Raw genomic sequence first — 12,757 nt, 5'->3', positions numbered from 1 at the left:
ATTCCGGGACACGAGGAGCGCGCGCCCGGAATCCGTGACCACGAACGGGAGTCTGGATTCCAGGCTCGCGACTGCGTCGCGCCCCGGGACGACGGCCGAGGTGATCGCAACGCCCGTCCAGCTCCCGCCGCCGTCATTGCGAGCGAAGCGAAGCAATCCAGAGTCCCAAAGCAGTCTGGATTGCTTCGTCGCTGGCGCTCCTCGCAATGACGACGGAGAATTAGGCATCATCCTGGCCCCTCCCCGCCTCGCGCCTGTAGGACGCGTAGTTGGGCTGATCGACAGCGAGCTTGTCGAGCGTGGTCTGCCAGAGGTGGTCCTTCAGGCCCGGCGTGCCGAGATCGACGGCACCACTGGCGATCTGCTCGGAAAGCACACGATTCAGTTCGAGCAAGTCGCCGTCTCGTCTCAATAGCTGTTTCAGCCGCGCGTGCTCCGCGGCATCCGCCGGAGCAGCCTGCGTCAACTGCCGCACCACCAGATCGAGCGCGTTGATTCCCACGCGCAGCTTGAACGCCGGGTGCCCGGAGATCAGCGGCGCGATGTCGGTGCGCAGGAAATCCGCGACCGCCTTCACCAGCTCCGTCGGCGTCGGTTCGTCATGCATCAGCCCTCTCCTCTCGGCGCCAGCAGCCGCAGCAGATCGATCTCTGTCTCCGACGCGCGGCGGCCGATCATGGCGCGCTCCATCGAGTGGTCGGGACCCAAGCGAAACCGCTGCATCATGCCGCAACACATCACGCCCCAGCGCAACGTGCCCATGACCTCCCAGAACTTCACCCTGCCGGCATCGACCTTGCGGCCAGCGGCCTCGTAGCCCGCGTACAGCTCCTCGCGCGAGCCAAAGCCGCCGACGGGCTTGTCGATCTCGCCGAAGCGCCAGGAGTTGACGCAGATCCAGCCGAGATCCTCCATGGGATCGCCGAGATGGGCGAGCTCCCAGTCGAGCACAGCGCGCACCCCGTCGGGGCCGATGATGAGATTGCCGTTGCGGAAATCGCCATGCACCAGCGTCACCTCCGCCGAGGGGCCGGGATCGTTGTGCGACAGCCAGCGCAGCGCGAGATCGAACACCGGGCGCGGCCAGTCGAAGCTTTGATATTCGCGCGCGAGCTCCGCGATCTCCCTGGTCGCGTTCATCTCGCGCAACGCGGGCAGCGTCTCGCGTCGAATCCCGTGGATGCCGGCAGCGATGCCGCCGAGCTGGCGCGCGAGGCGCGGCCGCGCCTCGGCGAATTCAGCATCGCGCAGGATCTTGCGCGCGATGGTCTCGCCCTCGACGCGGCGCATGATGAAACCGGCGCCGAGATCGTCCTCCGGCCGTAGCACGTGCAGTACCTCGGGCGACGGCACGCCGGCCGCACAAGCGAGCCGCATCAGCGCCGCCTCGTTGTCGAGCCCGGCGGCACGCCCGGGCGCGGCGCCGTAGCCCTTCGGCGAGCGGCGCAGGATGGCGCCGACATCACCACCGGGATGGACGATGTCGAACCGCCACGTCTCCTGGCTGGCGCCGCCGGAGAGTTTCGCGGCGCCGCGCACGCCAGTCGCCCCCGGCATGAACGAGGCGACGCAGCGCGACAGCTCGGCCTCGATCATTGGCCCTTGAACTTGGCCGGGCGCTTTTCGAGGAACGCGGTGACGCCCTCCTTGAAATCCGACGTGCCGCCCGCGATGCGCTGCGACTGGAATTCGGCGTTGAGCTGCTCCTCGAACGAGTTCTCCGGGCTGTCCCAGTAAAGCTTGCGGATCTGCGCCAGCGCCACCGTCGGCCCGTTGGCGAGCTCGCGCGCGAGCTTCATCGTTTCCTCCTTGAGGGCCGCATCGTCATAGACGCGGTTGACGAGGCCCCATTGCAGCGCCGTCTCGGCCGGCAGCTTCTCGCCGAGCAGCGACAGCTCGATCGCGCGCGCCTTGCCGACGAGGCGCGGCAACAGCCAGGTCGAGCCGCAGTCGGGAACGAGACCGATGCGGCGGAAGGCTTGCAGGAAATACGCGGACTTCGCGCACAGGATCATGTCGCCCATCAGCGCGAAGCTCATGCCAGCACCGGCGGCCGGGCCGTTGACCGACGTCACGATCGGGCAATGCAGATTGCGCAAGCGGCGCAGGAACGGATGAAAGGCCGTCTCGAGCGCGGCGCCGGCATTGCTGCGGCCGGGCTTCGCCTGCGCATTGCGGCCCTGCAGATTGGCACCGGTGCAGAACGCTCGCCCCGCGCCGGTTACGACCAGGCAGCGCACCTCCGCCTTCTTCTCCTCGATCTCGTCGAGCGCCTCGGCGAGCCCGCCAAGCATATCGATCGAGACCGCGTTCATGACCTCCTGATGATCGAGCGTGAGGACGGCGACGGGCCCGTCGAAATCGAGCGTGACGTGCTTGAACTGCATGTTTTCCTCTCAAGAGCTTTTCGGTCAGTGCATTCTTCGCCGCGGAAATTTGAAGCGCGGCACGGTTCTGTCAGCATATTTGATTTTTGCGCTTCGCTTGTCCATGGTTGGATCATCCCAATAACCGAAGCGGCGCGCAGCGCGCTCACATCATCACGGAAACGCCCAAGAGAACCCCATGAGCATGTTCGACCTCACCGGCCGTGTGGCCGTCGTCACCGGCGGCAATGGAGGCATAGGCCTCGGAATCGCCCAGGCACTTGCGTCCAGTGGCTGCAACGTCTCGATCTGGGGCCGCAACGCCGAGAAGAACAAGGCGGCTGCGGCGTCGATGGCCGCGGGGCCCGGCAGGGTCGATACCCATGTCTGCGACGTGACGAGCCCTGCTTCCGTCAACGAGGCGATGAAGGCGACACTCGACACCTTCGGTCGCGTCGACGGCTGCTTTGCCAACGCCGGCATCGGCGGCGGCGGCCGCAAACCCTTCATCGAGCGCAGCGAGGAGGAATGGCGCACAATGTTCGCGACCAATCTCGACGGCGTCTTCCATGCCTTCCAGGCCGCCGCCAAGCACATGACCGCGCGCGCCGAAGCCGGCGATCCGTTCGGCCGCCTGGTCGCGACCTCCAGCCTCGCCTCGCTGTTCGGCACCGCGCGGAACGAGCACTATGCGGCAACCAAGGCGGCAATCAATGCGCTGTGCCGCGCGCTCGCCGTCGAACTCGCACGCCACGGCGTCACCGCGAATGCGATCCTGCCTGGCTGGATCAAGAGCGACATGACCGCAGGCATCATGGGAAACGAGAAGTTCGTTGCCAACGTCATGCCGCGTATCCCGGTGCGCCGCTTCGGCGAGCCGTCGGATTTCGGCGGCATCGCCGTCTACCTCATGAGCAAGGCGTCGTCCTATCACACCGCAGACTGCCTCGTGATCGACGGCGGCTATACCGCATTCTGACTCCTCGCAGTGGGAGGTGAGCCGGCGCGCCGGTTCACCAACCGCGGATTGTTCCCGTGCTGCACTGCAAGATTTCGGAAATTTAATCCACCCCTGGCTGCCACACCCCCGTGACCCGGGCGTTGTCTTCCATCACATAACGGAGAGACGTCCAAGGAAGGATACCATGAAGCGCGGTGTGACGGTTTTGGCCTGTGTGTCTGCCCTGGCTGTGGCCGGTTACTTTGCAATGGCCAAATGGGGCATTCAGCACGAAAGCCGCGAGTTCTTCGATGCCGCGCGGCAGCGGTCGATCAATGTCGATGTCGCCGTGCGCAAGGACTACGAGATGAAGGCCAATGCCGGGCTGTGGCGGCTGCCGGTCGCCATCATCAGCAACGGCAACACAGTGAAGAACACCGAGTACTCCTTCCTCGCGAACGTGTTCGCCGCGCGCGGCTACCTTGTCGCCAGCGTCCAGCAGGACCTTCCGACTGATCCGCCGCTCGTCACCAAGGTCGGGATGCCTTATGTCGGCCGGCTCGACGTCTACCGGAAAGGCGAGGCCAACATCCTCTGCGTGCTGAACGAGATGAAGAAGCGTCATCCGAATGCCGACTACGATCACCTGACCCTGGTCGGCCACTCCAATGGCGGCGATACCGCGATGTATTTCGCCAAGGAGCATCCGAACATCGTCTCGCAGGTGGTGACGCTCGACAATCTGCGCGTTCCTTTCGTTATCAGGGACAAGCTCAAGATCCTGTCGTTCCGCTCGGATGATCCGCAGTTCAAGACCGACCCCGGCGTTCTGCCAACGCATGTCGACAAGAAGAGCGGCATCGACATCATCAAGACCGAGTTCCAGCACACCTGGATGAGCGACCGCGGCCCCTACACGGCGCGGGAACGGATCCAGGCGACGCTCGACAAATATCTCGGCGGCGATGCGACGAGCGAACTGGCCCCGGCAGACACCGACAATCTGATCGTGACCAACGGCGCAGCGGCCCTGCCCTGATCTGACGACACCTCAGCGCTGGCGTGCGATGGCAGCTGCGCAATCGCGCAGCTGCCATCGCAGGCGTCAGTCCTGCGGTTTCTTGGCCGGTGGGCCGTTCTTATTCCCCGGCATGCCCTTGATGTTCGACGGGTCCTGAGCGCTGACGTCCGGATTATGGCGGTTGATCGTGGACGAGCCGACGGTGCCGCCTTTCGTCTCAGTGCCCGGTCCGTTCTTGTTGCCAGGCGCGCCCTGGATGCCTGCTCCGGAATTCTGCGCACTCGGCGGCGGCGTGGTCTGTGGGCTGCCCTGCGCCAGCGCTGATTGTAGTTGCCGTGCTGTCCGAACGTGGCGCCGGCGGAGCCGTTCCCGGAAACATGGAATTTCCCGCGACGACGCCGAGGTGCGCACCCCTGCCCGCTTTATTGGCTTCCTGATCGCGTCGCGGCCCACTACGGTCGGGGAACCGACGCATCAGAGGCCTCTACATGGAATACCTCGCCACCGATCTCAGCCCGCGCGAGCGCTACAAGATCCTGACCTCCTTCGTGCTGCCACGGCCGATCGCCTGGGTTACGACGAGAGGCGAGACCGGGGTGGTCAACGCCGCACCGTTCTCTTTCTTCAACGTGCTCGGCGAGGACCCGCCGCTGTGCGTGTTCGCGATCAACCTGCGGCCGGACGGCCGGATCAAGGACACGCTGGTCAACATCCGCAGCTCAGGCGAGTTCGTGGTCCACGTCACCGACGAGCCCCTGGCGCAGGCGATGCATGAGACCGGCGGCGACTTTCCGCCCGAGATCGGCGAGCCGGATCACCTTGGGCTCAAGCTCACACCGTCCCGGATGATCGGCGTTCCGCGGTTGGCGGAGGCGCCGTTCGCGATGGAGTGCAAGACCTGGCAGCTCATCGACGTCAATGGCGATCGCGTGCTGGTGCTCGGCGAAGGCCTCGCTTTCCACATCCGTGACGAATTGTGGGACACCGAGAAGATGCGGGTCGAGATGGAGTTGTTCCATCCTGTCGGGCGCATGTTCGCCGACCGCTATTGCCGCACCGACGACCGGATGGATTTCCCGCCGGCGAAGGGCGATGGCTGAACGCCCTGGCCGCCGGGCCCTGGCGTCAGTAGGTTGCGGCGAGATAGTCGACGATCTTGCCGACATCGGCCGCGTCGATCGGGGCGCCATAAACCTTGATCATCTTGGTGACTTCGGCCTGCCAGAACTCCTTCTTGTTCTGCATCGGCGGCTGCGTCTTGATGTAGTCGGAGGAGTGACAGGCCGTGCAGTTGCCCTGCACGACGGCGAGATCGGGCCCGGGCTTGAAGGCGGCAGTCTCCTGCGGAACCTGGTAGTTGACTGACGCCGCGGTCAGGGCGATGGGGCTGCCCGCAAGGCAGCCAAGTCCGGTGGCTAGCGTGGCGATGAGGAAAAACGTCCGCTGCATGGGTGCTGCTCCTCAGGCCGCCGTGACGCGGACGGTTTCGATGACATTGCGCAGATAGCCGGCCGGATTCCAGCGCGGCGTCTCCGGCTGCGTCTCGCCGGAGTTGCTGGTGGCCCGCACCTTGAGATCGTGGGATCCCGCGGCAAGCTTCACCGCCAGCTTCCACTCGCGGAAGGAATATTTCCCGAGATCCCTGCCGAGCTTGGCGTCGGTCCAGGTCTGGCCGCCATCGGTCGAGACCGCGATCTGCTTGATCCCGCTTCCGCCGTCGAATGCGATGCCGCGCAGCGTCGCCGTGCCCGCCTTCAGCTTCGCGCCATCGCTCACGCTGGTGATGAAGGAACGGACCGTAAAGCGATTGATCGGAATCGTCGCCTTCGGCGCGGTCCCGGGCTCGATCGCATTGTTCGGCGTGTCCGGAATCCGATAGGCCGATTTCATCCAGAAGCCGTCGAACACGTTGTCGATGACGGTGATCTCGTTGAGGTGCTTGACCCAGTAGGTGCCGTAATAGCCCGGCACGATCAGGCGCAGCGGAAAGCCGTTGAGGAACGGCAGGTCCTCGCCGTTCATGCCATAGGCGAGCATCACCTTGCCGTTCATGGCGTGATCGAGGTCGAGCGCCTTGACGAAGTCCGGCGTCTTGTCGATCACCGGGCCGTCCATACCGTTGAAGGTGACCTGCTTCGCGCCCGTCTGGACGCCCGCCATCTCGAGCACGGCCTTGAGCGGCACGCCCCGCCAGCGCGCATTGCCCATGGCGCCGTTGCCAAGCTGGCCACCTGCGACGCGCGGCTCGAAGAAGCCGCGGCTGTTGCCGGAGCATTGGTTGACGGCGACGATCTCGGTCGCCTTCATCTTCCGGATGTCCTTGAGCGACAGCTTGAGCGGCTTGTCGACCTTCCCCTTGATCGCGAGCGTGAACCTGTCCGGATCGAGATCGTAAGGCAGGCCCGCCAGATGATAGCGGACGAAGAAGGCATTGTTCGGCGTGATCACGCCGTCATTGAACACCCCGAATGGCGTTTCGAGTTGCGGCGGCCGGCTGGTCAGGCCGATCATCGGCCGCTTCTGCGGATACTTCACCAGCGGGCGCTCGCCGTTGGCGAAGGGAAACGTCACGGTGTCCTCGGCCAGCGCGCGCGTCGCGCCAAACCCGCCCAGCAGCGCCGCCAGCCCTGCTCCCTTGAGCAGATCACGTCTGTCGATCATGCAACTCCCTCCGGAGTGGTCGTTTTGAACCCGCGGTCATCACCGCCGGCTCTCATCGAAATCTAGCGGCATGCACGGCCGCTGCGAATTGATCGTTGCACATTCTCTCACTGCGAGAAAAGCCGCGAACGTCCGCAATCATAGCATCGCAGCGCGGCAACGGCCGAGACTTCGCACGTGCAACAAGAGCAATCGTGCATCGAACCGCAGGGGGGCAATCGGGGCCGTCAGGCGGCGCGTGCCCACCGACGGCGCCGGCGAGGGACGACGTTGGGCACGGCGCGCTCCACGGTTGTTGCACGCCGCGATGAGCTCGCCGCTCCTTTGTGCACCCTACACGCGCAACTACGTGCCCTGCCCGATCTTATCCTGTGTCTTGGTCTCGAAGTCGCTGGCGTCGTGGCGCTCGTGGAGCTGGCTCTTGGGATCGCCGGAGACGCGGTTGACCATGCGGCCGCGCTTCACAGCGGTGCGCTGCGCGATCTGGTCGGTCCAGCGCTGGACATTCCTGTAGTCCTGCACCGAGAGGAACTCGCCGCCTTCGTAGAGCAGGCCCTTGGCGAGCGCGCCGTACCACGGCCACACCGCGATGTCGGCGATGGTGTAGTCGGGGCCGGCGAGATACTCGCTTTCGGCCAGGCGGCGGTCGAGCACGTCGAGCTGGCGCTTCACCTCCATCGCGAAGCGGTCGATGGCATACTCGATCTTGGTCGGCGCATAGGCATAGAAGTGGCCGAAGCCGCCGCCGAGATAGGGCGCAGCCCCCATCTGCCAGAACAGCCAGGACAGGCATTCGGCGCGCTTGGCCGGCTCGGTCGGCAGGAAGGCGCCGAACTTCTCGGCCAGATAAACCAGGATCGCGCCGGACTCGAACACGCGGATCGGTTCCGGCCCGCTGCGATCCAGCAGCGCCGGGATCTTGGAATTGGGATTGATGGCGACGAAGCCCGAACCGAACTGATCGCCCTCGCCGATCCGGATCAGCCAGGCGTCATATTCGGCGCCGCTGTGGCCGAGCGCCAGCAGCTCCTCGAGCATCACTGTGACCTTTACGCCGTTCGGCGTTCCCAGAGAATAAAGCTGCAAGGGATGACGACCGACAGGCAATTCCTTCTCGTGCGTCGGACCTGCGATCGGCCGGTTGATGTTGGCGAAGCGGCCGCCGCTCGCCTTGTTCCAGGTCCAGACCTTGGGCGGCACATAGCTGTTCTGTTCAGACACGGCAGACTCCGGCGTGAGCGTCAGGAGCGAGCGTTTTAGGCGCATATGCCGTCGAGCGGAAGCCACGCTGCGCGCGGGCGCCATCAGCATTTTCTGCATTGCGCGGTCGAACCTGCGATGACAGAACGGAGACAAGACAACAATGACGGTCCGTCGCGGGCCGGCTCCTGGAAACGCCGATGACTGCAAGTCCCCTGCCCCCCGACCGCATTCCCGTGATCGTCGGCGTGGGCGAGATCGTCGATCGCCCCAAGAACATCGGCGACGGTCTCGAGCCGCTGGCGCTGCTCGAACAGGCGATCCGCCGCGCGGAAAATGACGCGGTCGCCAAGCTCATCCAGGACACCGGCTCGCTCGACGTCGTCAACTTCCTGAGCTGGCGCTACCGCGATCCCGAGCAGCTTCTCGCGCAGCGGCTCGGCGTGAGCCCGGCGCACTGCCACTACGGTCCCGTCGGCGGCGAGAGCCCGATCCGCTTTCTGCACGAGGCCGCCTTGCGCATCGCGCGCGGCGAATGCGAGGTCGCAGTGGTCTGCGGCGCCGAGGCGCAATCGACGGCGACCAAGGCCGAACGCGCCGGCGTGACCCTGCCGTGGACGCCGTTCGCGCATGACGTCGAGGGGCCGAAGCGCGGCGCTGCATTCCAGAAGCCGCTAGCGGTGAAGCTCGGCGTGTTCCGTCCGGTCACGGTCTATCCGTTCTACGAAGTCGCGAGCGCAGCCAAATGGGGCCAGACGACGCGGCAGGCGCTCGCGGAATCCGGCGAGCTGTGGTCGCGCTTTTCCGCGGTTGCCGCCTACAATCCCAACGCCTGGCTGAAGCGGCACTTCGCGCCCGAGGAGATCACGACTCCGTCGGCCGACAACCGCCCGATCGCCTGGCCCTACACCAAGCTGATGGTCGCCAATCCCATGGTCAACATGGGCGCGGCGCTGATCCTGACCAGCCTGGCCAAGGCGCGTGCGGCGGGCATTGCCGACAGCCGCATGATCTATCCGCTCGGCGGCGCATCGGCGGAGGATCCGCGCGACTACCTCACGCGCGATCAGTTCGCCGAGAGTCATCCGCAGAACGCCGTGTTGCGGGCCGCGATGAACATCGTCGGCGGCAACGGCGCGGCGTTCGACGTCATCGAGCTCTACAGCTGCTTTCCCTGCGTGCCGAAGATGGCGCGGCGGATCCTCGGCCTCGGCGCTGACGTGGAGCCGACCGTCACCGGCGGGCTGACCTTCTTCGGCGCGCCGCTCAACACCTACATGACGCATGCCGCCTGCGCGATGGTGCGGCGGCTGCGCGGCGGCGCCAGGCGCGGCCTGCTGTACGGCCAGGGCGGCTTCGTCACCAAGCATCATGCGCTGGTGATCTCGCGCGAGCCGCCGTCATCGCTGTCGCAGGAGGTGAGCGTGCAGGCCGAGGCCGATCGGCATCGCGCCGCCGCGCCGGAGTTCGTCAGCGAGGCCGGCGGCGGCGGCAGGGTCGAGAGCTTCACCGCGCTGTTCGATCGCAACGGCGAGGTCGAGCATGGCGTGGTGATGCTGCGCACCGAGCAGGACACGCGCACGCTGGCGCGCGTGCCGGCGCAGGACGCAGCCACGCTGGCGCGGCTGATGGATCAGGACAGGTCGCCGGTCGGCGCGCTCGGCACGATCACGATGGCCGCCGATGGTGTGCCGGAGTGGCGGACGAATTAGTTCGCTTCCGTCGCCTCACACCTCCCGCGCCTCGTGCTGCCAGCGCGCATGGGCCGTCTCCCAATCGGGATCGCGCTCCGCCGCGAAGCCGAGCGTCCTGCCGCCACCGAGGTCGCGGAAGCCGATCATGGCGCGGCGGTGCGCGCCGCTTCTGACATAGGCGCGCATGCTGGCTTCGTCGGTCCAGACCGTCAGCGTGTGATAGATGCCATTCACTGGACGAAGCTCGACGCGCAGATTCCCGGGAGCCGCACGCGCCTGGCGGACGGCGCGCAGCGTGTGCCACCAGAATCGCGCCAGCCGCGTGAGGCCGCGATGCGGGCGGAAGCCGGTGACGGACACGTAGACGCTCATGGCGCGCTCCTGGATCGCAAACCGCCGCGCGATGGAACGGTCGCGCCGACAGGTGTGAGCACAACGCTGCCCACCGCGTCCTGGATGTCGAGTGCGGATCACGGGCCGGCGCTCAGCGCCCACTTCGCCTGGGCTTCACGTTGGCAGGCACCGTGCCCGTGGTCTCCGCAGCCGCCGGAGGCGCGCTGTCGTCGCCCGCCAATTGCTGGTCGCGCTTGCGCGCGAGCGCCTCGTCACGCCGGGCGGCCGCGACCGCCAATTCCGGATCCAGCTTGAGCGCCTGGTTGAAGTCGGCGAGCGCGCGGTCGTAGTGCCCCTTTGCCAGCCACACCGTGCCCCGGTCGCTGTACGTTGCGGCATCGCTGAAGCCCATGCGCACGGCGTGGTCGAGATCGACAAGGGCTTCGTCGAGATCTCCCTTGCGCTGGAACGCAAGTCCACGATCGTGGAACAGCATCGGGCTGTGCGGATCCAGCCGGATCGCCCGCTCATAATCGCCAAGCGCCCGGTCGAAGCGACCCATGCGGACCAGATCCTTGGCGCGGTAGTGATAGAGATCGGCATTGCGGGGCGCGAGCCGGATTGCTTCGTCGAAATCGGCGACGGCGCCCTCGAGATCGCCCTGTCGGCTGCGGTCCATCGCGCGCTTCACCAAGGATGCGGCGGTCATCGGCGCAGGCGGCACGACCGGCTCTGCCGCTTTCGGCTCTGCCGGCGGAGGCGGCGCGGGGGCCTCCGCCGCCGGAGGCGGCAGCGGGAGCACGGCTCCGGTCGCGTCCTGGACGGCAGGCGCCGGGACGGTCTCACCTGCGACCTTGCGCTGCGGCCCCGATCGGGCCTGCGGCGACGGTGTCACGATCGAGCGCGTCGCCTGCCTGCTCATCCAGTCACCGGCGGAGGGCAACAGCAGAATCTCCAGGCCGATCAGGACCGCGCTGAGCACGGCGGTCGCCGCGGTAAACTGCAGGATGGCGTCCCAGCGTTCGCGGCGGACGCGGTCGCGCTCGGAGGCGAGATGGGCGTCGTATTCGGCACGCAGGCCCGCGTCGCGCAGCACGTTGTAGGCGACGATGATCAGCTTGAGCTGATGCTCCGACGCCGCATCGGCGCTGCCCCGGAGGTCGGGATGGTGCGCCTTGGCGGCCTGGCGGAACGCCCGCTTGATCGTGTCGAGATCGGCCCGCGGCGATACGCCGAGCACCTCATAATGCGTCGTCATGGCGCGATCCCGAACCTCTCTTCCGAGGTCGGTCCGGGATCACGCGGGGAGCAGGTCGAGCGCATAATGCGCGCCATCGCGGGTGAGCCGACCGAACGCGGCCCACGGAAAATGAGATCCACAAACCAACATCTTTTCTGCAACGATACGATCGAGCAATCTCCGCCGGCTGACCTCGGCAGCCGCGCCGTCCTGGTCATAGGCGCCGTGCCATTCCGGATGGCGCAGGCACAACGCCGGCACATAGGCGGTGTCGCCGGAGATCATCAGTTGCTCCGCTCCGGAGCCGAGATGAAACGCGGTGTGCCCCGGGGTATGACCGGGGACGCTGACGAAGCGGATGCCGGGCACCACCTCGTCCTCGCCCTCGACCGGCAGCACGTTCTTCCAGCCCGGGATCACGCTCTGGATGCGGCGCGCCAGCGACTGCCGCCACGGCGGCAGCCGGCTGGTCAGAGATGCATCGGTCCAGAATTTGTACTCGGCCGCAGCCACGATGATCTCGGCGGTGGGAAACACCGGCGCGTCGGTGTTCTCGCCGAGCAGTCCGAAGATATGATCGGGATGGAAGTGCGAGATCAGGATGGTGTCGATGTCTTCCGGGCGAATGCCGGCTGCTTTCAGATTGTCCAGCATGCGACCCGAAACGAAGATCGAGTCGGAATTGTAGCCCTGCACCTGACCACCGCCGCCGGCATCGCAGAGCACGGTCTTGCCCTTCAGCCGCACCACGAAGGTGGAGATCGGGACCGGGACGAAGGCCGGGCTCAGACCAGCGGCGCGCAGTGCGTCCTTCACGTCGCTGATGCTGGCATTGCTGATGAAGCCGGCCTCGTGCGGCTTTTCCCACACGCCGTCGTAGAGGGCGATCACCTCCGCCTCGCCGATCGTGATCCGGCGATAGCCGCGTGCGGGATCCTCAGTGCGGCGGTGCGGCTTGGCGGCAACGACGGCTAGTCCCGCATCGAGACCCAAGGCAGCCGCGGCCGTCGCGGCCGATAGCACCAGGGTCCTTCGCGAAAAACCACCCGCAATCACATTGCCTGCCACTCAAATATACCGTCGGTTGAATAAATGCCTAACACAAGTTAATCTCCGCACCTTAGCGGGATTATGGCGCGACAACGGCCTTTCTGGCCGGGGCGTCAGGTGTGGGGAGTCTGCAACGGTGGGGATGATCCGGTCGAGCGGGGCGCCGCCTGACGAACGGCGCACGCATGAGCGTCGACGTGGTTCGCGGGGGCGTCGTCGGCTCTGTCCGCGGCTATCGTTAGGGCTGTGTCG

General features: G+C 66.2%; 14 protein-coding genes. 4 read left to right on the top strand and 10 right to left on the bottom strand.

Annotated features, from left to right (window positions below; translation table 11 throughout):
* Positions 1-220 precede the first annotated feature (220 nt).
* From ACQR1E_RS18815 to ACQR1E_RS18805, 3 genes are read right to left on the bottom strand one after another with little or no spacing between them, the layout of a single operon-like run.
* Positions 221-607 (bottom strand): DUF6285 domain-containing protein, encoded by a 387-nt coding sequence (locus ACQR1E_RS18815; protein WP_434897418.1) that lies wholly within the window; start codon positions 605-607, stop codon positions 221-223.
* Positions 607-1,596, bottom strand: a complete 990-nt coding sequence (locus ACQR1E_RS18810) for a phosphotransferase family protein (RefSeq protein ID WP_316170574.1) — start codon at positions 1,594-1,596, stop codon at positions 607-609. Before ACQR1E_RS18810 ends, ACQR1E_RS18815 begins: the two co-directional genes overlap by 1 nt.
* Positions 1,593-2,387, bottom strand: a complete 795-nt coding sequence (locus ACQR1E_RS18805) for an enoyl-CoA hydratase/isomerase (protein ID WP_315749186.1) — start codon at positions 2,385-2,387, stop codon at positions 1,593-1,595. Before ACQR1E_RS18805 ends, ACQR1E_RS18810 begins: the two co-directional genes overlap by 4 nt.
* Positions 2,388-2,565: 178 nt before the next feature.
* On the opposite strand from ACQR1E_RS18805, the gene ACQR1E_RS18800 reads away from it, so the two are divergent.
* Both ACQR1E_RS18800 and ACQR1E_RS18795 read left to right on the top strand, forming a co-directional pair.
* Positions 2,566-3,345, top strand: coding sequence for an SDR family NAD(P)-dependent oxidoreductase (locus ACQR1E_RS18800; protein ID WP_315749184.1), 780 nt, complete (start codon positions 2,566-2,568; stop codon positions 3,343-3,345).
* Between the two features lie 166 nt (positions 3,346-3,511).
* Complete coding sequence (locus ACQR1E_RS18795) at positions 3,512-4,345, top strand: alpha/beta hydrolase (protein WP_315714939.1); 834 nt, start codon at positions 3,512-3,514, stop codon at positions 4,343-4,345.
* Between the two features lie 66 nt (positions 4,346-4,411).
* Here ACQR1E_RS18795 and ACQR1E_RS18790 read toward each other — a convergent pair whose 3' ends face one another.
* Positions 4,412-4,645: a hypothetical protein gene (locus tag ACQR1E_RS18790; RefSeq protein WP_434897503.1), complete on the bottom strand. Its 234-nt coding sequence runs from the start codon at positions 4,643-4,645 to the stop codon at positions 4,412-4,414.
* A 170-nt stretch (positions 4,646-4,815) separates the two neighbouring features.
* Here ACQR1E_RS18790 and ACQR1E_RS18785 point away from each other — a divergent pair, with 170 nt between their 5' ends.
* On the top strand, positions 4,816-5,427 hold the full coding sequence (locus tag ACQR1E_RS18785; RefSeq protein WP_434897417.1) for a flavin reductase family protein: 612 nt from the start codon (positions 4,816-4,818) through the stop codon (positions 5,425-5,427).
* Between the two features lie 25 nt (positions 5,428-5,452).
* Here the strand turns inward: ACQR1E_RS18785 and ACQR1E_RS18780 are convergent, their stop codons facing one another.
* The 3 genes from ACQR1E_RS18780 to yghU all read right to left on the bottom strand — a co-directional run bounded on the left by ACQR1E_RS18780 (position 5,453) and on the right by yghU (position 8,254).
* Positions 5,453-5,776 carry a cytochrome c gene (locus ACQR1E_RS18780; RefSeq protein WP_434897416.1) on the bottom strand — a complete coding sequence of 108 codons (324 nt, stop codon included), beginning with the start codon at positions 5,774-5,776 and terminating at the stop codon, positions 5,453-5,455.
* 12 nt (positions 5,777-5,788) lie between these two features.
* Positions 5,789-6,988 carry a molybdopterin-dependent oxidoreductase gene (locus ACQR1E_RS18775; RefSeq protein WP_434897415.1) on the bottom strand — a complete coding sequence of 400 codons (1,200 nt, stop codon included), beginning with the start codon at positions 6,986-6,988 and terminating at the stop codon, positions 5,789-5,791.
* A gap of 345 nt (positions 6,989-7,333) precedes the next feature.
* Positions 7,334-8,254 carry a glutathione-dependent disulfide-bond oxidoreductase gene (gene yghU / locus ACQR1E_RS18770; protein WP_409998601.1) on the bottom strand — a complete coding sequence of 307 codons (921 nt, stop codon included), beginning with the start codon at positions 8,252-8,254 and terminating at the stop codon, positions 7,334-7,336.
* 134 nt (positions 8,255-8,388) lie between these two features.
* Between yghU and ACQR1E_RS18765 the strand changes: the two genes are divergently transcribed.
* Positions 8,389-9,900, top strand: a complete 1,512-nt coding sequence (locus ACQR1E_RS18765) for an acetyl-CoA acetyltransferase (protein ID WP_434897414.1) — start codon at positions 8,389-8,391, stop codon at positions 9,898-9,900.
* Positions 9,901-9,915: 15 nt separating this feature from the next.
* Here the strand turns inward: ACQR1E_RS18765 and ACQR1E_RS18760 are convergent, their stop codons facing one another.
* The 3 genes from ACQR1E_RS18760 to ACQR1E_RS18750 all read right to left on the bottom strand — a co-directional run bounded on the left by ACQR1E_RS18760 (position 9,916) and on the right by ACQR1E_RS18750 (position 12,478).
* Positions 9,916-10,254, bottom strand: a complete 339-nt coding sequence (locus tag ACQR1E_RS18760) for an antibiotic biosynthesis monooxygenase (protein ID WP_316164368.1) — start codon at positions 10,252-10,254, stop codon at positions 9,916-9,918.
* 112 nt (positions 10,255-10,366) lie between these two features.
* Positions 10,367-11,473, bottom strand: coding sequence for a tetratricopeptide repeat protein (locus tag ACQR1E_RS18755; protein ID WP_434897413.1), 1,107 nt, complete (start codon positions 11,471-11,473; stop codon positions 10,367-10,369).
* A gap of 39 nt (positions 11,474-11,512) precedes the next feature.
* Positions 11,513-12,478, bottom strand: a complete 966-nt coding sequence (locus ACQR1E_RS18750) for an MBL fold metallo-hydrolase (RefSeq protein ID WP_434897412.1) — start codon at positions 12,476-12,478, stop codon at positions 11,513-11,515.
* Positions 12,479-12,757: the final 279 nt, after the last annotated feature.

It is taken from the genome of Bradyrhizobium sp. HKCCYLRH1030, assembly GCF_051168395.1.
Taxonomy (GTDB): domain Bacteria; phylum Pseudomonadota; class Alphaproteobacteria; order Rhizobiales; family Xanthobacteraceae; genus Bradyrhizobium.
The sequence above is the reverse complement of the archived record's forward strand: the minus strand, read 5'-3'. Positions and strand labels throughout refer to the sequence as shown.